Consider the following 25,677-nt stretch of genomic DNA (forward strand, 5'->3'; position numbering starts at 1 on the left):
TTCCTTCGATTGAACGAACAAACAGCAAAAGCATGTGACATTTTTGTCACATGCCTGTTATGCTGACGAAATCATTGCGAGTAGGGAACACAAGAGTCATAATAGTGCCTTTGCCTAAAACAGACTCCGCGAGGATTTGTATTTTCAGCTGTTCTGCGGCTTTCTTGGCTAAATAAAGTCCCATCCCTGTTGCTGCGTTTTCATGATGATTGGCGGTAGATGTGAACCCTTTTTCAAAAATCCTCGGCAAATCCCTTTGATCGATGCCTCTGCCAGTATCCTGTATCTTCAGGGTTATTCTGCCGTCTTGATGAAAACTCGAAATAAGAATGTCTGATTCCGCACTATACTTCACTGCATTGGTTAATAGCTGGCGAATGATAAAGCTGAGCCATTTTCCGTCACTCAAAGCTTCTGTTTCTTCCAGGTCCATGTCAAAGCCAATACCTTTTTGCATGCACCAGGACTGCAGGGATTTAATTTCACTGAATAGGATATCCTCAAGCTGAACTATTTCAATATACACGTCATTTTCCATAGAAGGAATCCGCTTTTGATGCAGCTGCTGATCCAGAAGAAGGTGAATGCGCAGCCATTCATATGTCATCGCTGATTTAAGGTTCTGATCCTCAATCCGGTCAATCATAAGGTGCATGGCAGTCAATGGTGTTTTAACTTCATGAATCCAGGAGAGCAATTCATCTTTCTCCTGCTCAAGCAGGGTCCAATTGCGATTGTACTCCAGTTTAAACCGCTCGGTTTGGCTAACAAGACCTGACTCTATTATTTTTTCGAAAGGACTGCGCGCCTCCGGTATGCTTGAAAGGTCTAAATTATCTTCCCGTTCGGCTGCTTCTCTGTAAAATCGTATTTCTTTTTGATAACGGAGAAAGAGGAAGCCGGTAAAAATGATAGCGGATAAAAAGGTGTAATAAAGGAAGGGCCAAAGAGATATCGCAGAATCGATATAAACAACAAAAGCAGCAAGCACCTGAAGGAAACCAAACATCAGGATCCAGCTTAACCGCTCCCTGATAAAGATCCTAAACATGCCGGGCTTCCTCTTCAATAGCCATATACCCTTGTCCGACCTTGGTTTCGATTCTGGCGCCGAGTCCGATTTCCCCAAGCTTTTTCCTAAGCCGGTTCACATTGACGGTCAGCGTGTTATCACTGATGAATCGCTTGTCATCCCAAAGGCTGCTAATAATTTCATCCCTGCTGACAATTTGATTTTTCTTTTCGATCAATAACTTTAATATGTAAATTTCATTTTTTGTTAATTCTATGCTGCCACTCTTATTTGTAACGGTATTTTTTTCAAAATCGACTGCCGCATCGCACCAGGTTTTAAGATTATTCTGAACAGTACTGTAGTTATAGACACGTCTGAGGATTGCCTGTACTTTGGCAATCAGAACCTCAAAGTGAAAGGGCTTTTGGACAAAATCGTCAGCGCCAAGCTGCATGGACATGACCATGTCAGTAGGGTGATCACGGGATGACAGGAAAATAATCGGCACATTCGAATGTGAGCGGATCATCCGGCACCAGTGAAACCCGTCAAACTTCGGAAGCTGGATATCAATAATAACCAAATCAGGCTGAATGCCGGCAAACTCCTTCATAACCTCACTGAAGTCCTGAATTCCATGGACTTCGTAAGACCATTGGGAAAGACGGTCTTTAATTTCAGTGAAAAGGGATGCATCATCCTCAATTAAAAGAACTTTAAACAATTTGCTCACCACACTTTTGCATATTCCTTCCATTATTCTATAGGAAAAATTCAAGGTGCGCCAGAATTACTAGGCGTCCTATCAGCAAAGAGGAGGACAAAGCTAAATTAAACACTCGCTACAGTATAAATATGGCGAGTTTAGAAAGCCGGACAAAACGAAAAATCTCCTATGAAGGATAAGGAGATTTTCTGCGGTTTAATGGATGATCGGCTCGAAGTGCTTGGCTGCAAGCCTGCTTGCTTTTTCATGCTGAGAGGACTTCCTGAAATAATGGAATAATTCTGTTTCATAGAGGTTGATTAATGTGCTATTCCCCAATTCATGAAGGTGGGGAAGGAATGTGTCTTCTAAAAATAGATAATAATCATTTATGTCTTTATCTTCTAAAAGGATATCAAGCATATAGTAAACATATTGATAGGTTTTATTTTCAAATTGTTCAGCTAGCCTGCGTCCTTCAACCAGCAAGATTCTGAGATTTTGTATCTTATAATGATCCAAATTAAGACAGCTATGAACATAGCCTCTTATAGCGCTTAATTTTAAAGGCGGGTTTGGGTTAATCTCGCATTGGTCCAATAGTCTTTTGTAGACTTCACTTGCTTCTGAATAAAAGCCTTTTGCAAAGTATTCTACGGCAAGATTATGCCAAAGATTCATTTCCCTGGCTTCTTCTTTATGAGAACGGCAGGATTTGATTAATGTATGATACTGCTTAACGGTTTCTTCAAATTGGCAAAGGTCGTTTGTGCCCATTTGTATCAGTAAAACGGTTTCTGTATCAAGAATTCTTTTAAAATTATTGGTTTCCCGAAAATAGGATAAAGCAAGAGTACCATAGTAATAGGCTTTTACTTTATCATTCATCAAATGGGAAGAGGTTGCGAGGTGAAAATAAAATTCATGGTTATTATAATCTTTAGGATTAATATTCTTTAAATGGAGGATGGCTTCTTTGCAATTCTGTATGTGTAGAAAATACATGCCCCATGTATGTTCGAGCAGATTCTGTTCAAAACGATCAAGAGTGTTCCAAGCTTTTTGGCAGCTGTCTAAAAGCGATTTGCCTTTTTCGTGCTCGCCTTGCATCAGGTGGTAGCGAGCCAAAAGGATTGAATGAAAATATTTTGTTTCCGAAAAATGCAGGTAAGGATTTTGGGCTAATTCCTCGTTAATCAATTCTATATCTTCTTTTTGCTGTTTAACCATGGCATCAAGCCACTCATGAAGTTTATCCTCCAGCATATCAAACTTTTCAAGCTCTTTTATAAGATCTATGTTCAGCCGTTTACAGATCAGATCTGTGATTTCAGAGGAATATTGTGTAAGCCCCCGCTCAATTTTACTGAGATGAGTCACAGAACATATTGCTTCGCCCAGCTGTGTTTGCGTCAATCCAGCCCGTTCCCGGTAATATTTAATAATTAAGCCTTCCTTCAAAACAGCATCCCCCCTGTGTTTCTGAATATTATCGTAGCATACCTTATCAGCCGGTAATAGACAGGGAGGGAATGTCAGATGTCTGTTTTTTCCAGAAGGTATTGGGATATTATTCCTAATAGGTTTTTAAAGATTTCAATTTGGGGGAATTCTAAAAAGTCTTTTTTCCCAGAAAGCGAAAAAACTAATAGAAAACAGAGAAGGAAATGTGCCTTTTATATTATGTACATGGGAAGAAATCCTGCAATATGGTTATAAAGTTCTAAAATTAAACAGATGCCTCACTTTACATTCCCCCAATTTACTTCTCTCAGACCCGCCCCTACAATTAATTGTATGAAAAGTTAAAAAATATTGTTTTGTCAATACGAAAGGGCGGGAGAAACATGAAAGTGAGGAAAGGGGTACCCTATAAGGTGCTGGCTTCTGCATTAGCAGCAGCCTTATTATTTGGGGGAACCGTATCGGCAGAAGGTACTCAGGATGATCAGATTCAGGCTCCAAGCGTAGAAGAGATTGTTAAGCAGGGGCAGAAAATATTTTTGGATCATCAATATCAGGCTGGATCCAAGGCAGTGGACAAGCTTGGGTATGGAGAATTGAAAGAAAAAGGGTTAGCGGCACCGTATAAGCCAAATGATGTTCTGCGCGTCATTGTAGAGGTTGAACAGCCGGCAGATACAGATAAAACGAAAAATAGCAAAAAAACCAAAATGAAGGCAAAACAGGATGAAGTTATTTCAAAGCTTTCCAGAAAGAAATCTTTCAAGAAGGTGAAGCATCGCTTTTATGAAGGGTTTAATGGTTTCAGTATGGATACCGAGTTTCGAAATTTAAAAGACATACAGGCAATTCCAGGGGTCACAAACGTGCATATCGCGAGAACATTCCAGCCATCCATGGGTGCCAGTAAGGAATTAGTGCAGGCTCAAAAAGTCTGGGAGCGGCATGGGTATGAAGGGGAAGGGCTCGTGGTTGCTGTAGTTGATTCCGGATTGGACTATACACACCAGGATATGACCTTGACGGATGAAGGGAAAGACAAACAGAAATGGTCGGAGGAAGGAATACAGTCAAAACTCACTGAAACGGCGATAAATGACGTCTGGTATAGTGACAAGGTGCCGACTGGTTATGACTGGGCAGATGAGGATACAGATGTCATTCCCCGCGGGGAGTATGGAAGCCCGCATGGCATGCATGTCGCCGGTACTGTAGGTGCCAATGGCGATGAAGAAAATGATGGAGTTAAGGGTATTGCTCCCGGTGTTCAGCTTCTCGCTGAAAAAGTATTTTCTGATAACGGCGGGGGTGCTTATGAAGATGATATTATTGCCGGAATTGAACATGCTGTCACCATGGGGGCTGATGTCATCAACATGAGTCTGGGATCAGATGCCGGCTTTGTTGGGGAAGAAAATGATCCCATCCAGAAGTCAATCAGGGAAGCAACTGAGCAGGGTACCCTTGTAGTAGTGGCTGGAGGAAATTCCTCTTACAGTACTAAAAATAATATTTTGGAGTCTTCTGCCAAGCCATATGCAGAGAATCCGGATATTGGGACAGTCGGGGAACCTTCTGTCAGCCCGTTTGCGCTTTCTGTTGCTTCCTATGAAAATAGTAAAATGCATAGGAATACACTTATGGATGAAAATGGTGTCAAGCTTCCATATCAGGATCAGACCAATGTGAATTTAAAGCTTTCAAGGGTATTAACTCCTGGTGAGAGCTATGAAATGGTGTATGTAGGGGAAGGCAAAAGAGAAGATTTTACAGGCAAAGATGTAGCAGGAAAAATTGTTATAGCAAAGCCGGAACTTAGCTATTTTACTTATTCATATGTCCAATCTGAAGCCGGAAAAAATGGAGCCAAGGCAGTTATCCTTGTTCCGCCGCCTGATAAAGAGGATTATTCTTTCTTGTATTTCAGTCCTTACTTAACCCCGGCAGCTACAACCGGCAAAAAGGAAGGGGAAGCCATAATTTCCAGGCTTGCAGAGGGACAAACAGTGAAAATGCATATGGGCAAAGGTCTTTGGGTGGAAAATGCTGAAAAGGATAATATGTCAGACTTTTCATCGTTTGGAACACCGCACACGCTGGACTTCAAACCCGAGCTGTCCGCACCTGGCGGCGGAATTTATTCGACTGTTCCCGGCAATGAATATGAAATCATGAGCGGAACATCCATGGCAGCGCCGCATGCTGCAGGCGGATCAGCTTTGCTGCTTCAGGCATTATATGAAAAAGGTTTAACACAATCAAAAGAAACAGCGCTAAAAGCGAAAATTGCTTTAATGAATACATCAAAAGTCGTGCAGGATCCGCGCGCAAATAACCAGGTTCCATACTCACCGCGCGTGCAGGGATCCGGCCTGATGCAAATCCAAAATGCGATCAAAACACCTGTCCTTGTGACAAATAAGAACGCATCTTTGGAACAGGCAGGAGCGGTTGCCCTTAAAGAGATTAAGGAGAAAGCACACTTCAAACTGAATGTTGAAGCATTGCGTGATGCAGATGTTAAAGATTTGGAATATACCGTGTACGTAGATGTATTGACAGACGAAAGCGAAATGAAAGAATTTGACCTGGATAATGACGGCAAATTAGATTCTAAAGAGTATTTAACAATGACAAGCAAGAGAATATCCGGGGCTGCTGCCGTTGTTAACGGTGAAAAAGTAACGGAATCCAAAGGGAAAAAGCTGAAAATTAAGCCCGGACAAAATAAGAGTCTGGATGTACAGATCCAATTGCCGAAAAATATAAAGAAGGGCACCTTTGTAGAAGGCTTTGTCCGCCTTGTGCCATCCGGTAAAAATAGCGATGCTGCGGTTCCGCTGACTGTGCCATATATGGGCTATTATGGAGACTGGGACAAGCCGCAAAACCTGGACCCCGCTGCCTGGGAAAAGGATGCATTCCTTGGGTACACCGTTCTTTGGAACGATGAAGGGGCAAGATTCCCAATGGGATATGACCCGTATACCGGAACCTTTAATATGGACCGTATTGTCATATCTCCTAATGCCATTTTACCGGGTGTTTTCCCATCTTTTACAACTCTCCGCAATTTAGAAAAGACAGAGATGTTCATTGAGAATGATAAAGGGGAAATGATCAATTATTTAGGCGACTTCAGTGAATTTACCGGCAAGCCATGGAAGTTCCGCAAAAACATAATGGCATTAGGGGATTATTTGATTAACGGATATTTATGGGATGTCAGGAATCAAGATGGGCAATTCGTTAAGGACGGAACCTATCAGTATGTAATCAAAACAACATTAGATTACAAGGATGCCAAACCGCAGGAAGTAAGGCTTCCGGTTCACGTAGATTCAGTTGCACCAACTGTCTCTGATATTAAGGTACAGCCAAAAGGCGGCCAATATGAGATATCCTTCAAGTCTGAAGACAACCAAGGCGGAAGCGGCTATAATGGGGCCATTATCTGGTATAACGGCAAATATATGCCGCTCGAGCCAGGAAAAACGTCAGCCCTTGTAAAGGAAGAACCGCTGAGTGTTGTTGTACTGGGTATCGACCATGCCTTAAACCACAGCTATTCTGTATGGGGGGATCCTTCCTATATTCATGAAAGCATGCTGGTGAGCTACTTCAGTGTTTATCCTAATAAAAATGTGAATGCAAACACACCTGCCGGGATCAATGCATTTGCAAACAACCGCTTAAACTGGAAGGTGTACGTTAAAGATGAAGCAGGAAACATTGTTGACACCTTTAATGTAGAAAATGAACTTGAAATTCACTTAAAGTGGACTCCTGATGCTGATCTTCCGGATGGGACTTACACGATTAGTGCGGATGTATCAAATAAACAGGGCTTTAAAGTAAGCACTAGCCCTCAGACTGTTACAGTTGTTCAGAAATAAATGAATAAAAGCCATGGACAGCGGGTTAAAGGGTTTCGTTTTCGGGTGCTTTATTGATAAATGGCAAAAAGAATGACGTGTGAAATTGGCACACGTCATTTTCCTTATTTTTTAGGGTTTTTAGCCTCTTTCATCATTTTTGAAATAGCAATTGACATTATATTTTATATGGACAATAAGTATTGTACCCTTAAAATGCAGGCCAAAATAGCTGTCGGTTTCAATGCCGCTTTGGCTGCCGGCAATATCCTTATCCCAGTGTCCATTCATCACCATGTGTACAAATATATCCTTTTTAGTGGTGACTATCCTCCAACTGTAATCCATTTACAAGCAGGTAAATAGCTATGAAAATCTAACAAATCAGGAGTAATCGGGTGTGTACGCTTCTGTAGAGAGAGGTTAGTTGAAAAAACATGTGTTAAAATATGGTAAAGAGAAATAAGTATTGATTAGGTTAGTAAAAGGGGATGTTTTTGAAATAGTTACACCTAAGGTATAGGATTATTTCAGTATGTTCATAAGGATGAAACAATGGGTCAATTAATCCGTATCATTCCCAGCCTAAATGAAAAAGGGTATATCTAATGTCGGAGTCAACAAAGGGAGTTAAGTTACTCCCCGTGCAAACTAATTTGAATGATAGGTCAATTTTTTATAATCTACTGAGATCAATAACCTTTCAATAATATGGCATACTTCTTTAATTAGAATATATAAAACTGAGTCCAAAAGACCATACCAAGCCTTATACCTGAATCACTTTTTGGATTTACTATTTTCATGCAATTTATACCTTCCAGAGTAAACAATGTTCACATCAACATCTACGTTGCGAAGAGAATCTTGGTTTAAAACGAGTTGGTTCTTTCCTGTGGCAATGTGCTTCCATTGATGTGGATGTTGGCGATATAATGTTTCACCCAAGTTGTAAATATCTATCCCCTTATTAAACGCGGTTTGATACGTATTACGGATTTGCTCTTCTATTGTTTTTTGAGCAATTTGTTTGAGCTTATGTTCTGTAAGGTCAGTGTGTAATTCATTGATTCCGGCTTTCACACTCACAGATATATCGAAAAACACTTTGTCCAATTTAACAATGGGGGTCACTTCAAACTTGGGTTTTTCGGCGACAAGAATAGCAGCAAGCTTTTCTTCGGCAAAAAGATTAAGAGGAACTCGGATGGTGTGAGTACTTAGCCAAGGCAATCCAGACAAATCCTCGAGATCCATTCGACCATAATAATTGTCCTGATCATATATATGTATACCTGAATATTTAAGCAACTCTTTGGGTTTATTACTTTCCTGCCACTGACCTCTGCGAATCGATAATTCAGGTATATAACTAGTCCTGGGCTTTTCGTTTGAGTCTAATACAAATTGTTTCAGGCGGATCGGAGTAAGGATGGATCGCTGTCTATAATTTTGTTCGGGATTGTGAAGAATCGATGCTTTCGGAGACAATCTAAAAAAGGGTGTAGCCAGAAGAATTTCTTCTATAGGCTCTCTTGTACTGAAAAGCCAAGATATGTACCTTATTTCACGATAACGATTGATTAATTCCAGCACTTCCCCTACTTTGTTTTCTTTTATCATTCTCTCGCTAAACAAGATAGCAGAGACTTGTCCAAAGTTTAGGCGCTGTTGTGATGTACTATACAAATCATTTACGGCATCAGTAAATGAAGCACCCTGACCTTTGCCCACCCAAACCGGGGGCTGTTCCTCTTTTTGCTGTCCCTCCAGCTTTGCCACTGTCGTGAAATCTAGTAATTGCACAAAAACTGTATATTTGTCATTGATATAGTCAATACCAACAGCAGTTGCATAGTTCATGTTCTGTACTTCATATCTGCTCCAACATCCGGTAAGGTTGAGGAGAAGAAGAAAAACAAAAATACTTTTATATCCCCGCATTTTTACCTATCCCCTTGATTTGTAGAATCTTTAGTATTTAACATATCTGGGCGAGATTTTCTCCATTGCCAAGGTAATCTAAGTAATGCATTGGCTAAGTCTTTATAAGGCGGTGAAATCGGAGCCAAGTAAGGCAAACCGCATGAACGTAAAGATGCTAAATGGCTGATCAAAATAAATAATCCAAGGAAGAACCCGTAGATCCCCAGGATGGAAGACAGCGCGAAAATGAAGAAGCGTAAAAGGCTAATCGTTCCAGCCAATGACTGGTTTGATAAAGTTGAACCAAACACTTGCGTAATGGCTCCGATGACAACAATACCAGGGGATAGGAATCCTGCACGAATAGCCGCATCACCCAGAATAAGTCCGCCTACAACGGTTACGGTGCTGCCGACTGCAGAAGGCAATCGGATACCAGCTTCTCGCAGGATTTCTAAGAAGACAAGTCCAATAAACATTTCCACTACTACATCAAACGGAATTCCCAATCGGTTAACGCCTAATATCGCAAGTAGATAATAGGGTAGTTGATCTTGATGATAGGCAAGAATACCAACCCAAAATCCAGGAAGTAGAAGTGAAACGGACAATCCTAATAAACGAAGAAATTGACCAAAAGTTGCCGATAATGCAGTATGATGGATATCTTCTGGAGTTTTCACGATTAGGAACAAATTGGCAGGTGCGATTAAAGCAGCGGGTGTACCATCCACAATCAACGCCACACGACCATTTAGCATACAGTTAACGGTAAAGTCTGGTCTTCCTGTATACCCCATTAAAGGAAACAAGGTTTTTGTCGGTTCCATTAATTCTTCTAGATGAGTGGCACTGAAAGCCCCGTCAACTTGAATTTTATCTAATTTATTCCTTATAGTTTGAACAATTTTTGGTTCAACAATGTCACGCATATATAGAATCGCAATGGTTGTTTTTGTGCGAACGCCTACTTTTTTAGTTTCATAAACCATGCTGTTTGATTTGATACGTTTCCGAATTAATGCCACATTGACTCCCAATTCTTCTACAAATCCATCTTTTGGTCCCCTTACTGAAACCTCAATGCTGGATTCTTCCGGATTTCGTGACGGTTTTTTAGAGATATCGAGGGAGAACAAGATTTGTAAGCTAGGAATAAACAATAGTAGTTTACCTTCATAGATATCTGTTTCGGCCGTTTGCTCCCACTCTTCAGGATTGACTAATTCTAATTGTAATTGACTCGATTCGGCAATTTCCTTATGATGTTGAAATCCATAGTTTTCGTAAAATCGGGTCAAATGAGGGAGCGCTGTCTCATGAATGAACGTTTGGTTGTCACTTAAGCCCTCACAATAAATCAATAGGACTCTCGAATGTTCATCATTAGGTATTAATTTGTAAAAATGATGCTTTACATCTTGACTCATTTTAAAGTGTTGGATCAATGATTGTTCATTAAGAGGTAACCCTGTTGCCTCTGGATTAGTTGATGACCTTTTGCCATTTACTCTCTTATTTCTTAATATTTTCATCATCTGCTGTTACCCCTTTTACTCTATTTAGAGAATATGATTCGAACTACATACAAGATCAAGGTCGCTATTGTAAAAATGCAAAATGAAGGTAAATAAAATTTGCCCAACAGGTCTAGAAAAGCCATGTCACTAATCGGCAACAAAATAGCAACAAGCATAGCGATTGTGCCTAATAACATTGGAAACCATCTGCGCTTTTTTAAATTCCATAATTCTCCCAAGAGAAAGATAGAGAGACACACACGAATGAATGTACCTGATAGCCATTGGTAAATCGAAAAAAAATCGACATGCTCCACATATTCTCCCATCCTAACTATTCTCCATTGAGCGTAAGGGGGGTAACGCTGGTTAGCTGCTTCATCAGGGCCAAATATCGTAATCGAGCCAATCAATGGTCCTAATGTAAGTCCTGTAAGGATGAGGCACAGCAGCATCAAGCTTCCGAATCCTGGTTTCTTTGATAAATTGTGCTGAAGCAGCAACATCAATAAAAACAACTCCATCAATCCTCCGGCAACATAAGGAACACCTTTCCATAATGGAGCAACTCCGTTTTCCAACAAAGGAAAAAGTAAGGTATATTCTTTAAACTGAATATTTACAAACGACACAAGGAAACCAAAAATAACCACAAAAGGCAACAATATCCCGCTCACAATCGCAATCGTGCTGAGCCCTTGACAAGTGACAAAGAAGCAAGCAACAAGTGTGGTTCCCGCGAGAAAAAGCATTGGAGTTTGAGGCAAGTATGCTGCAGTAGTCCATGTTAGAGTATCTTTTAAGGTAATAAAGCCAATGACCCATACAAACAAACTATAGATAATAACTAAAAGTGCAGATACAAACTTTCCAAAGTGGTGCTCTAGCCACTTCTTAAAGTGTTGATTCTTCATATATTTTAATATGTAGTTCAAACAACCGATCCATATAGGGGAAGCGACAAAAACAAGAAGCACTACTAGCCAAGAATCTCGCCCTGATGCTCCTAGCAGTAATGGGATAATAATAACGTGGTTCATCAATCCAACTGAAAGAATAATCATCATGTATGCCTGAATAGGAGATATCTTAGTCAAAAATTCACCTCATTTCCAAACAATGGGAACGTATTATCATGTGCTATAGTTCCCTCAACAACTTCGTTCTATTCATTGCCCCCAAACACTTCTCAATATACTGGAAACACCTGATTCAAAACGGCTTGAAATTGCAGTTTTGTTTACACATAAATCCCTTAATGGTTTTACTTTAAAAAGAACCGGAATTAATAACAAAGAAAACTCGCCCAGTTTTGGGGCGAGTTTTGCTTTTTTATTTGCCATTTAGATGTCAAAAGAACTGTCTCTTAGTCCATATTTTTAGAAAAGCACCTCAAAACGGAACCCATTAACAGTGGGTCCATGACTCTTTTTCAATTTTGCAATGCTTTATTTTCAGGCTGAAACCGATGTGTTCACTTTCTTCAAAGTGTCAGATTCTTTCTTCCCATGAAGGAAATAATATAAAATCGCTGATAATAAAACAAAGATTGCCATCATTCCATAGAGCTTGCCATAGCCTGTAACCGGAATAATGAATCCAAGCAAATAGGGGCCAAATCCCAGTCCTGCGTCAAGGAAGATAAAGAATGTAGACGTCGCCAACCCCATCCGATGAGCGGGTGTCAGCTTGACGGCCACTGCCTGGGTGCACGACTGCATATTTCCAAAGCCTAGCCCAATCAGCGCTCCAGCTAAAAGCAGGGTGAAGCTGCTGCTTGCTGTGCTGAGGACAAACATGCCTGCCGCAAATAAGATAAAAGCGGGGTACATGACATAATTGGCTCCTTTAAGATCCATCAGCCGCCCGGTAAATGGGCGTGAAACCAGGACAGCGGCAGAGTAGATGAGAAAGAAAAAGCTCGCAGCCTCCACTAAGTCGACTTCTTTCGCACAAAAATTGATAAAAGAAAGGACGCCTGAATAACCGAATGCGATTGCCAATGTGATGAATGCAATCGGGACTGCTTTTGGCTCAATAAAGCTGGAAATTTGGAAGCCCTGCTTTTTCACACCAGAGGTTTCTATTGCAGGAACATACAAGAAGAAGGATGTAATCAGAGCAATGATGCCGATGATCAGACAGAAGGCAAAAATCAGCTGGAAAGATACCTTTTGCATCATCAACAAGCCGATAAATGGGCCAACAGCTGTCGCCAGCGTTGTGCTCATGCTGAAATAGCCAATTCCTTCACCTTTACGGGTCGCCGGTATAATCTGTGCTGCAATGGTTCCAGTCGCCGTACTTGCGACACCTAAAGCAATGCCGTGTATAAACCTGGTGCCAAGCAGGAAAGCAATCCCGATGTTCACGAAATATAAAAGGGTCGTCAGTGTAAATAAGATCAAACCGATAGAAAGTGTTTTCTTACGGCCGATGGTATCAATGGCCCGCCCGATATAAAGCCTGCCAATGAGCGTTCCTATAATAAAGATGCCTGTCACAAGCCCGGCCTGGCTGGTTGTGGCACTATAGTAATCCACTGCAAAGACTGCAATGGTCACCATCAGCAAATAGAAAATTAATGTTAATAAAAAATTTATGGATGAAACGATTATAAAATCCTTTGTCCATAGCTTTGGTCTAGGCTGATTCAATTTAAAACTCTCCTTGTATTAAATTTTTGCGTATTTCACTCATCATACGAATCCCTTCGAGTTGTTCCTCCTCAGAAATTCCTTTCAGAATTTCTTTTTCAAATTCATCAATAGCTGCGCGGACCTCCTGGTAAACCCTTCTGCCAGTAGCGGTCAGCTGCATCCTTTTTTCCCGTTTATCTTTTGTCGGCACAGGCTCCAAATAACCCATTTCCTCCAATTTAGCAATCGTTCTTGTCACCGTTGGCTTTTCAACGCCAAGATAATGTGACAGTTCCACCAAAGTAATAGAACCATCATTAAACAAGTAATACATGATGGACCATTGCGCCCGGTATAATTGATGCTTGCTTAACTCATTGTTCAGCCTGTTTTCAAAAGGCCGGTACAATAGGACAAGCTGATGAAAAAATCGCTGAAATGTCTCCATTTTTTGAAAAACCTCCTTTTTTGGTTACTTTGGGTAATAGTTATCTAGAGTAACTAATTAATTATTTATCCATTATACTGCTCACATTGGTGTTATGTAAATAGGCCAAAGCAATGTATCAATACAATGATCCATATCTAAAGGCTGTTTTCGCAAAGTTTGTTGCTATTTGTTTTATATTACTGAGCTGATTGGAGCGGAAGGTGCGGGATCCTCGATAATGCATGCGTATTTTCTTCGTGCGATGATACTCAAGGAAGCATATTTTACGTCCAGCGGGAGTAGCGGGACAGGTGAGACCCCGCAGCCGCGTAGAGCCGAGAACGTCCAGCGCCCGTCCCGCGGAAAGCGAGCATCGCTGCAATCAACGGTCAACATTGATAAGCGAAAAACAATATTCTCTACTAAAAGAGCCTGTCCCAAACAAGGCGAATTTGTGACAACGTGTCATAATCAATTGACATATGACACGTTGTCATATACAATTCAAATGTAAGAATGACACAGTGTCATATCGAGGTGAAAAGCATTGTCCAGTATTCAATTGCTTATTTCCAAGCTGCAGAATCAGGGGGTAAATGCCTCAATCTGCAAAAAGCCATCCGATTTAAAGCCATCCAAAAATAAGGCGGAAATTCAAAGGAGTCCCTATGGTCACAAATATGCCTGAGCAGATAACCTTAAAAGAACTTAGGACAGATTTAGTTCGTTTCATGATGTCCTATAAGTTTGCATTAGAAGAAATAAACACGAAATTAAATATCCTGAAAGAAGAATTTCAGTACGTGCATGACTATAATCCGATTGAGCATGTCAAATCACGCATTAAATCTCCAGATAGTATATTTAAAAAGCTGCACAGAAAAGAGCTGGAGCTTTCCCTGGAATCCATTAAGCAAAATATTAGGGATATCGCCGGCGTTCGCATTACATGTTCCTTTGTATCTGATATTTATAAAATCAAAGCTATGCTTGAAAGCCAGAAAGATATAACCGTGCTTGAATGCAAGGATTATATTCAGGACCCAAAGCCGAATGGCTACCAGAGTCTCCATTTGATTGTCCAGGTTCCGATTTTTATGTCAGACAGGGAAGAGCTGGTACCGGTGGAGATTCAAATCCGCACCATTGCCATGGACTTCTGGGCAAGCCTTGAGCACAAGATTTACTACAAGTACAACAAAGAAATTCCGCAAAGAATAAAGAGTGAACTGAAAGAGGCAGCTGACACGGCTTCACGCCTCGATCGGAAAATGGAGAACATCCATGAAGAAATGATGGCTTTAAAACAGCTGAATAATGAAGAAGAAGCCATCAAGATTTCACCTGAAAGCCTGCAATTTCTGCTGGCCAAAAAAGGGATTAAAACTTAAAGGAGACGAAATAGATGCAAGTTTGGACAGATATGCCGAATTTCATAAAAAGAGAATTGGAACAGCTTGAAGAAATCGTATCTCCCATTATGAAAAAAGCATCCAGATATATCTTTTGGTCAACACCCCTGATTATTCTGTCATTAATCAATCTCATGACCTTATTTTTCACCGTTCAGGATGAGAAAACATCACCGTTAACCATTTTGATTTATGCTATTATTGGTGCGCTCGGTTTCGCGCTTTCGAAAGAAGGGAAGCATCAGCAAAAGGAAATTCAAAAGCGGAGTTCACAGTATATAAAAGACCGGATTTCTAAAAGCCAATGGACTGCAGAACCGATTAAAGCGAGATATCAAACCATGATCAATGAGAACCCGAGAAAGGCTATTCCTTACTTTATCCAATTCTTAAAGGAGGAAAAAAGGGACTGGCAATAAGGAGGAAAAGAATTTGCCGAAAATTACTTTTTTCAATTTACCAGAAGACAAACGGGAAAACTTAGTCCATGCGGCCAAAAAGGAATTTGCCCGCGTTCCGCTTAATCAGGCATCCGTATCCAATATCATAAAGGATGCCAAAATCCCCCGAGGGAGTTTTTATCAGTATTTTGATGACAAAGAAGATGCGTTTTTCTTTTTATTAAATAGCCATGTGTCTGCTTATAAGATGCACTTTCTGGAAACACTCTACAAAAATAATGGTGATATTTTTGAGGCGATGATCGATTTTTATACAGCCATCATAACGGAGGAAAAAGAAAATCTGCAGTTTTTGAGGAATTTGTTTCTTAATATGACGCACCGGATTGAAACTGTTATGGCAAGAAGCTTCGGCGAAAATGATTTGAATGAAAACTTCAGGAAAATCGGCAGCCTTATTAATAAGGAAAAGCTGAATATCATGGATGAGCGGGAGCTTTTTCACATGATGCAGATCATTTCCTCTGTCACATTCCACAATATTGTGAAAAAATTTGCACGAGAACTGCCATTCGATGAAGCTGTAACTAATTACAGAACAGAAATCTATTTATTAAAAAAGGGTTTTGTATCAGTCTGAATTTCAAAAAGCCTGTCTCTAGAAGGATTAGAGACAGGCTTTTTTGGGAAGGTAAAAAATAGCATGGAGCATATTCCTTATTAGGGGAATAAATAAGACAATATTCTGGAAAGGGGTTAGATATGGCGAAGAAGAACAGATGGCTGATTGCCCTTTCAGCTGTCGCTATTCATTTATCGATTGGTTCGGTGTATGCTTACAGCGTTTATCAAAATCCATTGAAGGAATCGCTTGGCTGGGAAAAAACCGACGTCTCACTGGCATTTACGATCGCGATTTTTATTTTAGGAATTGCGGCAGCCTTTTTTGGCCGATTTGTAGAAAAACGGGGGCCAAAAGTGTCTGCCATGATTGCCGCAGTCTTCTTTGGAATTGGGATTATTGGGTCGGGTTTCGCCATTCAAATGGAGAACTATATCCTCTTTCTGATTTTCTTCGGTGTCATTGGGGGACTGGGTCTTGGCTTCGGCTATATTGCACCTGTCTCCACACTGGTAAAATGGTTTCCAGATAGAAGGGGACTTGCCACCGGGATGGCGGTAATGGGATTTGGCGCAGGGGCCTTAATTACAAGTCCCATTGCGAGCAGATTAATGATTGCGACATCGATTCCAACCACCTTCTACATCCTCGGAATCAGTTATTTTATACTGATGATTTTGGGAGCGCTTTATATCGCAAAACCACCAGAAGGATGGGCCCCTGAAGGAATGGAAGTGAATAAGGAAGAGCGGCCGGTTAAAGCGGATCTGGCACAGCTGACTGCCAATGAAGCGATTAAGACGAAGCGTTTCTGGCTGCTTTGGATTATGATGTTTATCAATATTTCTGCAGGTATCATGATTCTCTCAGTTGCCGCGCCAATGGCTCAGGAAATCACGGGAGCGAGCGCCATTACGGCAGCAAGTATTGTCGGCATAATGGGCCTCTTTAATGGAGGCGGAAGAATAGGGTGGGCATCCGCATCGGATTATCTTGGAAGAGGAAATACATTTATGACCTTCTTCCTGATTCAGGTGGCTGCATTCTTCATTCTTCCGTTCATCACAAACTCGTTTATCTTTTCTGTTTTCCTCTATATCATTGTTTCATGCTATGGAGGAGGGTTTGCATCGCTTCCAGCCTTTATTGGAGACCTGTTTGGAACGAAACAGCTTGGAGCGATACATGGTTATCTGCTAACATCCTGGTCGATCGCCGGAGTGGCCGGGCCAATGCTGGTTTCCAGCATATATGAAAATACAAAAAGCTATACAATTACCTTCTATGTATTTGGCACCATGCTTGCCATTGGCTTCATCGTTTCATTGCTGATGAAGCGCGACATTAAGAAAATCAGGAGTACAAAGAAGGAAAAAAGAACACAGCGTCAGCTTGTTACGGAATAGAGAAACTCCTGCCGGATTACCCGGCAGGAGTTCTTTTCTATTTTTCAAATGAAAATGGATGTACTCGATCTTTGGAGCAATCCGGGCAAATGACCAGCATATCAAAACTGTTTTCATCGTCATCTGTTTCTTCCCTAAGTCCGCAGATTTCACAAACCTTTGCCAAAGAAATACCCCCTTACTATTGACTGGATAGAATGTTATATCCGCAGTCCTTGATGGCCTGCTCAAAATCCTTGAAGGAGGCTGCATCTTCATCAAAGGCAATGACTGCTTCACCACTCATGGAATTAATTTTAATCTTCCGGACACCCCACACATCATAGAGAGCTTTGCTCAGTTTTTCTTCATCTGCCTGATCCATGTTTTCGATTGATACTGTTCGAGTAATCAATACTAATCACTCTCCTGTTTTATAGTGAGTGTGCTCTTTGCCCATTTCACTGCCCATTCCTTTAAGAAAACCAAGCATAGAATGGATGGCCAGATTAATATCAGGATCACGCATCGCCTTCATAAGGCCGAGCACACTGGTCTTTTCATTGCTTTTCATCACTTCTGCCGATTCATCAAGGCCTTTAGTGACAGCATTCATCATGATATTCATCTGCTGGGGATCAAGGGAGCCCAGAAAATCGACGGTATTAAAACCATTGCGGATAATATTGTGCATGTTTGGCTGGTTCACCTGGTCAATCGCAATGGCAGCTACTTTTTCTTTTGAATGCAGAAATCCTTGAACAATATCAAGTATGCCAGATCTTTGAAGCTGTCCGATGATATCAATGGCACTTGAGATCGCTTCCCGATTCTGGCCAAGCTGCGTTAAAAGATCAGCTAGATCCTTTGCTTGTTCTTCCTGTGCTGAAGGCTGAATCAGCTCAATTTGCTTGATCGCTTTCGCCATCGTAGATGCCCTCCTTTTTCAGCATTTCCGGAATGGAGATAAAGTCGTCCCGGCTCCATTTTTTCTCAGTTTCTACACCAATATGGGGCTGCGGGTTGCCAAACCTGAAGTTGTGGTGAGGAAGCGGTGAATCGCCGTCACGTTCCAGCACTTCCATTTTCACCTGCATTTCCTTGTAGTTCGGCGTATGGGTGATTTTGTCATGATAGCTGCTGGTCAGCTTATTGACTGCTCCCATTCCTTCAGTTGTGTGCATCGGCAAATACAATTCTCTTCCTTTAACTTGATCGGTCACCCACACTTTTACTTTCACATGGCCGTAAGGGGAGGTCAGGCGCACAAGACTGCCTGTTTGGATAGTCCTTTCCTTTGCCAGTTCTGGAGAAACCTCCAGCCAAAGCTCCGGCACTTTATAGGAAATGCCTTCAGATCGATAGGTCATATTGCCTTCGTGAAAATGCTCCAGGATTCTTCCGTTATTCAAGTGAAGGTCGTATTCCTCTCCGGCATCAAATGGAGGAGTCCAATCCACTGTGATTAAACGGGCTTTTCCATCCGGAAAATGGAACAGATCTTGATAAAGCAAAGGTGTGTCCGTTCCATCTGGTGCAACAGGCCAAACAAGGCTTTCCCAGTTTTCAAGGCGCTTGTAGCTGACACCGGCAAAAACAGGCGAAAGCTTGGCCGCTTCATCCATGATTTCACCAGGATCATTATAATGCCAGTTTGCGCCAAGCCTGTTGGCCAGCTCCTGAAAGATGAGCCAATCCGGTTTGCTGTCCCCGAGCGGCTCGAAAACTTTTTTGAATCTCTGAATTCGCCGCTCTGTATTAGTGAAGGTGCCGTCTTTTTCAAGGCTTGGCGCTGCCGGCAGAATCACATCCGCAAATTGGGCCGTTTTGGAAAAGAAAATATCCTGCACGACAAAGAAATCCAGTTTTTCAAATGCTTCGTGAACATAATTGATATTTGAATCCACTAGACCCATTTCTTCACCAAAAAGATACATGCCTTTTACTTTGCCAGCCTGGATGGCCTCTACGATTTGGTGGTTATTGAGGCCGGGATTTTTAGGGAGTTCAGTACCCCACGCCTGTTCGAAGCGGGTGCGTATTTCATCATTTTCGATTGGCTGATATCCCGGAAGCCAGGTAGGCATGGTGCCAAAATCACTCGCACCCTGGACGTTATTATGGCCGCGAAGAGGGTAGGCGCCTGCACCAGGCTTGCCAAAATTGCCTGTAACTAATAAAAGGTTAGCAATGGCTGTGCTAGTATCCGTGCCGCCTAAATGCTGCGTGACACCCATGGCCCATAAAATGCACGTACCTTTGGCTTCATGAATCATTTCAGCAATTTTAATTAAAGTTTCCTTTGAAATCCCTGTAACTTCCTCCGCATACTCAAGTGTGAATTTTTCAAGGGACTTTATATATTCATCCACATGATTTACACGCGTATTTAGAAAATCACGAGCTTCCCAGCCCTGGTCAATAAAGTATTTTGTAACAGCTGAAAGCCAGACAAGATCGGTTCCCGGCTTCGGATGAATATGCAGATCAGCACGGTCCGCCAGATCATTTTTCCGGAGATCAGCTACTATCAGCTTCTGTTCCGCTAATTTGTGCGCCCGTTTGATTCGGGTTGCCAGGACAGGGTGGGATTCTGCCGGGTTCGCACCGACCACAATGATTAAATCGGAGCTGGCAATATCCTTCATTGTACCGGAGTCCCCGCCGATGCCCACAGTACGGATAAGACCCATGGAGGCAGGTGTCTGACAATATCTTGAACAATTATCAATATTGTTCGTTTTAAAAATGGCTCTTGCCAGCTTTTGGAACAGATAGTTTTCCTCGTTGGAACATTTGGAAGATGCAATGAAGCCGAGGGCATCCGGCCCGCTTTCTTCTTTAATGGAAGTGAATTTCTCTGCAATTACTGTGAGAGCCTCATCCCATGTTGCTTCATAAAACTTATCTCCTTTTCTGATTAAGGGCTTCGTAAGGCGTTCTTTGCTGTTCACAAAGCTCCAGCCGAATTTTCCCTTCACACAAGTGGAAATCCCATTTACAGGAGCTTCAGGCGACGGCTGGATTTTGAGAATTTCCCGGTCTTTCGTCCAAACCTCAAAGCTGCATCCCACACCGCAATAGGTGCAGACCGTTTTAGTCCGCTTAATACGGGCTTCCCGCATCGCTGCTTCCACATTGGATATAGCAAATATCTCTTTGTATCCGGGTTCAACTTCTTTCGTTAAATCAATCATCGGCTCAAGAAGAGGCTTTGGAATATTTGTGAGATAGCCTGCTTTGCCGAGCATCGATTTTTCCATTAGAGCATTGCAGGGGCACACTGTCACACAATGACCGCAGGATACGCAGGAGGATTCATTAATCGGCACATCATTATCCCAAATCACGCGCGGCTGCTCCCGATCCCAGGCAATGCTCAGCACCTCGCTCACCTGAAGGTCCTGGCATGCCTCCACACAAAGACCGCAAAGGATGCACTGATCCGGCTCATACCGGTAAAAAGGATTAGAATTATCCTGCGGGTAAGGCTTTGGCTTAAATTCATACTTCTGATGTTCAATCTTAAAATGCTCCGCCGTATTATGCACCACACAATTTCCATTATTGTTATCGCATACCGTGCAATAGAGCTCATGATTTTTTAAAATACGGGACATGCCTTCAAGCTGAGCTTCCTTTGCCAGCTCTGACACCGAACTTACTTTCAGATTCGGCTCTGCTTTCGTCGCACAGGACCTTTTCAATTCGCCATCAATTTCTACATAACAGGTATCACACGACTGAATGACACCAACCCCTAAATCGGGCTGGGAGGAACAAATTCCGGGAAGAAAGTGATTCTGATCCCGCGCCGCTTCAAAAATCGATTGACCGGGTTTTGCTTCGATCTCTTTATCATCCAGGTAAAAAGTAAATTTTCCACCGTCCATCATGCACACCGCCTATTCATTTGTTCTATTTGAAAAGTATTTGTTAAAAGTGGGAAATGTATTACAAAATGGGGTGAATTGGCAGGAGAGGGAGTGAGGAGAGAGCGGTGGCCACAGGGGAGTCATGAACCGAAAAACAGGAGTGGCGTTGAAAAATGGTCACCATAGAAGAGTGATGATGCCCAAAATAGAAGAGGCGCCGAGAAAACGGTCACTATAGAGGAGTGATAGCGCCCAAAACAGAAGTGGCGTTGAGAAAACGGTCATTATAGAGGAGTGATAGCGCCCAAAACAGAAGTGGCGTTGAGAAAACGGTCATTATAGAGGAGTGATGATGCCAAAACAAGAGAGGCGCCGAGAAAACGGTCACTTTAGAGGAGTGATGGTGCCCAAAACATAAGAGGCCTAGAGAAAACGGTCACCATAGAAGAGTGATGATGCCCAAAATCGAAGAGGCGTTGAGAAAACGGTCACTATAGAGGAATGATGGTGCCCAAAACAGAAGAGGCGCCGAGAAAACGGTCACTATAGAGGAGTGATGATGCCCAAAATAGGAGAGGCGATGAGAAAACGGTCATTATAGAGGAGTGATAACGCCCAAAACAGAAGAGGCGCCGAGAAAACCGTCACTTTAGTGGAGTGATAGCGCCTAAAACAGAAGAGGCCAAGAGAAAACGGTCACTATAGAGGAGTGATAGCGCCCAAAACAGAAGAGGCGCCGAGAAAACGGTCACTATAGAGGAGTGATAGCGCCCAAAATAGAAGAGGCGCCGAGAAAATGGTCACTATAGAGGAGTGATAATGCCCAAAACAGAAGAGGCGTTGAGAAAACGGTCACTTTAGTGGAGTGATACCGCCCAAAATAGAAAGCCCCAAGAAAATGGTCTCTAAAGAAAACATCAAAAATTGCAAATCTGCCTTTCAGCTATTGTCTAGAAGTTTTCGAAGAGCTCGGGTATTTTCTTCATCCAACGTTCCCAATGCATTTTTTTCTTTGTGATAAATCACAACAGTCCCATCTTTCTTGCCGAACCAGAGGGAATACTCAGTCAATCTCTCCGGCATATTTTTATCATGAGTAAAGAATAAAGTAGCTGTCATATCTTCTTTTTCAGCCATCTGAGGCTTTATGTCTAACTCCCATTCAACTTTTGAGATTAGGTTTCTGAATGATTTAATCTTTTCTTCTTCAGTTATGATGAACTCTTGCCCACTTTTTTCTTCTATGATGTCAACTCTGGTCAGCTGATCAAGGTCAAATTCATTTGAGGCATCTTTAGAACATGCGCATAAAAGTAAGATAATTATAATGGATAAAATAATAGGATTTTTTTTCATTTAACATCCTCCGATTGATTCTGCCGTGTAAAATATATTCAACAATAATTCTTTAACCCCTTTTTAATACAAAAAAAGGCTGAGCATGCCCATTGAAAAATCCGCAGACATCCGTTAATATATAAATACAAGCTGCATTGTTCGTAATCATAATAAAGTTTTAACCTTTAAGCTGTAATAGGGAGTTTTACATTGAAACGGGAATGACAGGCCTCCGTCTATATGACAAGGAGGACAGGCAGGAAGGTTTCTGCGAACACCCACTTTGAGGAGTGGTGGTTTAAAACTTTCTTATCATTATTTACGGCAATGGCGGCTGTACATACTGTAATTAAACCAGTTCCCAATTGGAGCTGGTTTTTTTGCGTTTAGAAATTCGAATTCTGGTTAAACCAAGATAAACGACACATAAACAGGAGATGTAAAAATGAATGAAATTACAGTACAGAGATATTGCGAAGTCTGCGGTAAAGAGACTGCCCATATCGCAAGGGAAGATGCATTGGAAATTGAATACATCTGCAAGGAATGCAATCATGAGGAAGACGTAATTAAATCGTTTTTCTAAGGCCCCGGGATTTATTGACATCAGCCAAAAGCCGTGATAAAGTAAAAATATCTCGAATTAAAGATATTTCATTTTAAGATAGATCACAAAGGGGAGGAAGTCCACTTGAATTCATTAAAAGGCATACATCATGTAACTGCCATCACAAGCAGTGCGGAAAAAAATTATGAGTTTTTCACATATACATTAGGAATGCGTTTAGTAAAGAAGACCGTCAATCAGGATGATATTCAAACATATCACTTATTTTTTGCAGATGATACAGGAAGTCCGGGAACGGATATGACATTTTTTGATTTTCCCGGAATTCCAAAGGGCTCTCACGGAACAGATGAAATCTCGAAAACATCATTCCGGGTTCCGACAGATGAAGCACTTGAATATTGGGTAAAGAGATTTGACCGCTTAGAGGTCCCTCATTCCGGCATTCAGGAGCAGTTCGGCAAGAAAACTCTTTCATTCACTGATTTCGATGATCAAAAATACCAATTGATCTCGGATGAAGGCAATAAAGGAGTCCCATCAGGAACACCATGGCAGAAGGGGCCTATCCCGCTTGAATATGCGATCACCGGCCTGGGGCCGCTTTTTGTAAGGGTGGCTCAATTTGATTACTTTAAGGAAATGATGGAGAAAGTGCTGCACTTTAAGGAAATAGCCCAAGAAGGAGATTTCCATTTATTCGAAGTAGGTGAAGGCGGAAACGGGGCACAGGTGATTGTGGAACATAATTCATCTTTTCCCCAGGCGCGCCAGGGCTACGGAACCGTTCATCATGCCGCTTTCCGCGTGGAAGATAAAACTGTTCTCGAGAAATGGGATCAGCATTTGAGAGGCTTTGGTTTCCAGACTTCCGGGTTTGTCGACCGCTTCTTCTTCGGTTCCTTATATTCCCGGGTTGCTCCGCAGATTTTATTTGAATTTGCAACAGATGGACCTGGCTTCATGGGTGACGAGCCTTATGAAACACTTGGAGAAAAGCTGTCATTGCCGCCTTTCCTTGAACCGAAAAGAGACAAGATTGAAAGCTATGTCCGCCCGATCGATACAGTAAGAAGCACGAAGGATTTTGTAAAAGAATAACCTGGCCAAAGGCAACTGTCATTCCACTGCTTGAACGCATTGGAGGACAGAGGCCTTTTTTTGCGTTATAATGGAGGTTATTCTTTTTAGAAATAGGAGCAGAGAGCAGTGGAGAAACATAACAGCAAATACAGGTGGCTCGTCTTTGGCGCGGTTTTATTTGCTTATTTTTTGATCGTCAGCCAAAGGACAGCTCCTGGTTTAATTACAGATCAATTAATGAAGGAATTCGGAGTGACAGCTGCGGCGATTGGGCTTCTGACAAGCATCCAATTTTTTGCCTATGCCAGCCTTCAGGTGCCGATTGGAATATTATCCGACCGTTTTGGCCCTAATGTATTCTTAATCGCCGGAACTCTTCTGAACGGAATAGGGACGTTATTATTCAGTTTTGCAGCGAATGAATACATACTTTTCGCGGCAAGGATGCTGGTTGGAATAGGAGATGCGACGATTTGGATAAATGTTGTCATCATTTTGGGCACATGGTTTAAGGTAAATGAATTTGTAAAGCTGCTTGGCTTTGCGGGCATGTCTGGAAGCTTTGGATTTTTGCTCGCGACTGTACCATTCTCCATTTGGATTTCCATATGGGGCTGGCGCATTCCATTTTTGGCAGTCGGCATTATTTTGACCATCCTTTCCGGATTGCTATATATCATCTTAATCTGGCAGCCAGCGCGTATGGGCATAGAGCCTAAAAAAAAGAAAGATAGGAAAGAGATAAAAGAAAAAACAGCAAGCATATTAAAGAGAATATTTACTGACCGGCAGGCTTGGGCCACATTCTTCTGTCATTTTGGCCTGGTGGGCACATATGTTGGGTTCATCGGTTCATGGGCTGTACCGTATGGCATGGACATGTACGGCCTGAGCCGTTCCGATTCCAGCCAGCTTGTAATGATCGGATTGTTTGGTGCCATCATTGGTGCTCCATTAATGAGCTTTATATCTGGCCGTATGGGCAGCATCAAACGCCCATATCTCTTTGCCCACACAATCGCCGTACTTGGATGGGCAGCTTTTCTTGTATTTCAGGGCAAACCGCCATATCCGCTCCTGATTGTGCTTTTCCTGATCATGGGGTATGGAAATGGAGCAAGTACGTTGACATTTGCGATGGTCAGAAAATCCTTTGACATTCGGGACGTTGGTGTCGTTTCTGGTTTTGCCAATACCGGCGGTTTTCTGAGCGCCGTACTGCTGCCATTTATTTTCGGAAAAGTATTGGATACCTTTGAAGCAGGCTACCAATATGGATTTATTATTCCGGTTATCTTTTCACTGATGGGCCTGATGGGTGCAGGGTTAATTAAAGAAAAGGAACGCAAATTGGTTAAAGGGGCATCTTAAGTAAAGCCGGACAAAAGGTGCACAAAAAAACGCTTGGATAATTGGAC

23 protein-coding genes and 1 other RNA gene are annotated in these 25,677 nt (G+C 41.9%); 10 read left to right on the forward strand and 14 right to left on the reverse strand.

Annotated elements, in window-relative coordinates:
- Window positions 1–46: 46 nt before the first annotated feature.
- The 3 genes from AC6CHU_RS01115 to AC6CHU_RS01125 form a co-directional block, all read right to left on the reverse strand.
- Window positions 47–1,051, reverse strand: coding sequence for a sensor histidine kinase (locus AC6CHU_RS01115; RefSeq protein ID WP_498119697.1), 1,005 nt, complete (start codon window positions 1,049–1,051; stop codon window positions 47–49).
- Entirely contained in the window at window positions 1,044–1,739 is a 696-nt protein-coding gene (locus AC6CHU_RS01120) for a response regulator transcription factor (protein ID WP_159867717.1), read from the reverse strand. Before AC6CHU_RS01120 ends, AC6CHU_RS01115 begins: the two co-directional genes overlap by 8 nt.
- Before the next feature lie 198 nt (window positions 1,740–1,937).
- On the reverse strand, window positions 1,938–3,182 hold the full coding sequence (locus tag AC6CHU_RS01125; protein WP_498119699.1) for a helix-turn-helix domain-containing protein: 1,245 nt from the start codon (window positions 3,180–3,182) through the stop codon (window positions 1,938–1,940).
- Window positions 3,183–3,568: 386 nt separating this feature from the next.
- Here AC6CHU_RS01125 and AC6CHU_RS01130 point away from each other — a divergent pair, with 386 nt between their 5' ends.
- Window positions 3,569–7,081 (forward strand): S8 family serine peptidase, encoded by a 3,513-nt coding sequence (locus AC6CHU_RS01130; protein WP_498119701.1) that lies wholly within the window; start codon window positions 3,569–3,571, stop codon window positions 7,079–7,081.
- 60 nt (window positions 7,082–7,141) lie between these two features.
- Window positions 7,142–7,426 carry a hypothetical protein gene (locus AC6CHU_RS01135; RefSeq protein WP_251282925.1) on the forward strand — a complete coding sequence of 95 codons (285 nt, stop codon included), beginning with the start codon at window positions 7,142–7,144 and terminating at the stop codon, window positions 7,424–7,426.
- A gap of 414 nt (window positions 7,427–7,840) precedes the next feature.
- Here AC6CHU_RS01135 and AC6CHU_RS01140 read toward each other — a convergent pair whose 3' ends face one another.
- The 6 genes from AC6CHU_RS01140 to AC6CHU_RS01165 form a co-directional block, all read right to left on the reverse strand.
- Window positions 7,841–9,004 (reverse strand): Ger(x)C family spore germination protein, encoded by a 1,164-nt coding sequence (locus AC6CHU_RS01140; RefSeq protein WP_159867726.1) that lies wholly within the window; start codon window positions 9,002–9,004, stop codon window positions 7,841–7,843.
- A 2-nt stretch (window positions 9,005–9,006) separates the two neighbouring features.
- Complete coding sequence (locus tag AC6CHU_RS01145) at window positions 9,007–10,524, reverse strand: spore germination protein (RefSeq protein ID WP_159867729.1); 1,518 nt, start codon at window positions 10,522–10,524, stop codon at window positions 9,007–9,009.
- Between the two features lie 20 nt (window positions 10,525–10,544).
- The gene (locus tag AC6CHU_RS01150; RefSeq protein ID WP_159867732.1) at window positions 10,545–11,603 is read right to left on the reverse strand and encodes a GerAB/ArcD/ProY family transporter; all 1,059 of its coding nucleotides are present in this window, start codon (window positions 11,601–11,603) and stop codon (window positions 10,545–10,547) included.
- Between the two features lie 72 nt (window positions 11,604–11,675).
- Window positions 11,676–11,849, reverse strand: a complete 174-nt coding sequence (locus tag AC6CHU_RS01155; RefSeq protein ID WP_251282926.1) for a hypothetical protein — start codon at window positions 11,847–11,849, stop codon at window positions 11,676–11,678.
- Window positions 11,850–11,960: 111 nt separating this feature from the next.
- Window positions 11,961–13,163, reverse strand: coding sequence for an MFS transporter (locus tag AC6CHU_RS01160; protein ID WP_498119704.1), 1,203 nt, complete (start codon window positions 13,161–13,163; stop codon window positions 11,961–11,963).
- A gap of 1 nt (window position 13,164) precedes the next feature.
- On the reverse strand, window positions 13,165–13,593 hold the full coding sequence (locus tag AC6CHU_RS01165; RefSeq protein ID WP_498119706.1) for a MarR family winged helix-turn-helix transcriptional regulator: 429 nt from the start codon (window positions 13,591–13,593) through the stop codon (window positions 13,165–13,167).
- 650 nt (window positions 13,594–14,243) lie between these two features.
- On the opposite strand from AC6CHU_RS01165, the gene AC6CHU_RS01170 reads away from it, so the two are divergent.
- The 4 genes from AC6CHU_RS01170 (at window position 14,244) to AC6CHU_RS01185 (ending at window position 17,416) form a co-directional block, all read left to right on the forward strand.
- Window positions 14,244–14,966: a GTP pyrophosphokinase gene (locus tag AC6CHU_RS01170; RefSeq protein ID WP_251282928.1), complete on the forward strand. Its 723-nt coding sequence runs from the start codon at window positions 14,244–14,246 to the stop codon at window positions 14,964–14,966.
- 14 nt (window positions 14,967–14,980) lie between these two features.
- Entirely contained in the window at window positions 14,981–15,406 is a 426-nt protein-coding gene (locus AC6CHU_RS01175; RefSeq protein ID WP_159867743.1) for a DUF5392 family protein, read from the forward strand.
- A 13-nt stretch (window positions 15,407–15,419) separates the two neighbouring features.
- A complete protein-coding gene (locus AC6CHU_RS01180; protein ID WP_251282929.1) occupies window positions 15,420–16,028 on the forward strand; it encodes a TetR/AcrR family transcriptional regulator in 609 nt (202 codons plus the stop codon).
- Between the two features lie 122 nt (window positions 16,029–16,150).
- Window positions 16,151–17,416 (forward strand): L-lactate MFS transporter, encoded by a 1,266-nt coding sequence (locus AC6CHU_RS01185; protein ID WP_159867749.1) that lies wholly within the window; start codon window positions 16,151–16,153, stop codon window positions 17,414–17,416.
- A 37-nt stretch (window positions 17,417–17,453) separates the two neighbouring features.
- Here the strand turns inward: AC6CHU_RS01185 and AC6CHU_RS01190 are convergent, their stop codons facing one another.
- From AC6CHU_RS01190 to AC6CHU_RS01210, 5 genes are all read right to left on the reverse strand, one after another.
- Complete coding sequence (locus tag AC6CHU_RS01190) at window positions 17,454–17,582, reverse strand: hypothetical protein (protein WP_285868467.1); 129 nt, start codon at window positions 17,580–17,582, stop codon at window positions 17,454–17,456.
- Window positions 17,583–17,597: 15 nt separating this feature from the next.
- Window positions 17,598–17,810, reverse strand: coding sequence for a heavy-metal-associated domain-containing protein (locus tag AC6CHU_RS01195; RefSeq protein ID WP_251282931.1), 213 nt, complete (start codon window positions 17,808–17,810; stop codon window positions 17,598–17,600).
- 6 nt (window positions 17,811–17,816) lie between these two features.
- Entirely contained in the window at window positions 17,817–18,323 is a 507-nt protein-coding gene (locus tag AC6CHU_RS01200; protein WP_251282932.1) for a helical membrane plugin domain-containing protein, read from the reverse strand.
- Window positions 18,298–21,288 (reverse strand): formate dehydrogenase subunit alpha, encoded by a 2,991-nt coding sequence (fdhF, locus tag AC6CHU_RS01205; protein WP_251283044.1) that lies wholly within the window; start codon window positions 21,286–21,288, stop codon window positions 18,298–18,300. The genes AC6CHU_RS01200 and fdhF overlap by 26 nt, the downstream gene beginning before the upstream one ends.
- Window positions 21,289–22,209: 921 nt before the next feature.
- Window positions 22,210–22,626, reverse strand: a complete 417-nt coding sequence (locus AC6CHU_RS01210; RefSeq protein ID WP_498119711.1) for a YhfM domain-containing protein — start codon at window positions 22,624–22,626, stop codon at window positions 22,210–22,212.
- A 126-nt stretch (window positions 22,627–22,752) separates the two neighbouring features.
- Between AC6CHU_RS01210 and ssrS the strand changes: the two genes are divergently transcribed.
- The 4 genes from ssrS (at window position 22,753) to AC6CHU_RS01230 (ending at window position 25,630) form a co-directional block, all read left to right on the forward strand.
- Window positions 22,753–22,949: non-coding RNA, 6S RNA (ssrS, locus tag AC6CHU_RS01215), on the forward strand.
- A gap of 104 nt (window positions 22,950–23,053) precedes the next feature.
- Window positions 23,054–23,194: a hypothetical protein gene (locus AC6CHU_RS01220; protein WP_251282934.1), complete on the forward strand. Its 141-nt coding sequence runs from the start codon at window positions 23,054–23,056 to the stop codon at window positions 23,192–23,194.
- Between the two features lie 105 nt (window positions 23,195–23,299).
- Window positions 23,300–24,277 (forward strand): ring-cleaving dioxygenase, encoded by a 978-nt coding sequence (locus tag AC6CHU_RS01225; RefSeq protein ID WP_251282935.1) that lies wholly within the window; start codon window positions 23,300–23,302, stop codon window positions 24,275–24,277.
- A 108-nt stretch (window positions 24,278–24,385) separates the two neighbouring features.
- A complete protein-coding gene (locus tag AC6CHU_RS01230; RefSeq protein WP_251282936.1) occupies window positions 24,386–25,630 on the forward strand; it encodes an MFS transporter in 1,245 nt (414 codons plus the stop codon).
- Window positions 25,631–25,677 lie beyond the last annotated feature (47 nt).

Source organism: Cytobacillus sp. GQ23, from assembly GCF_059758675.1.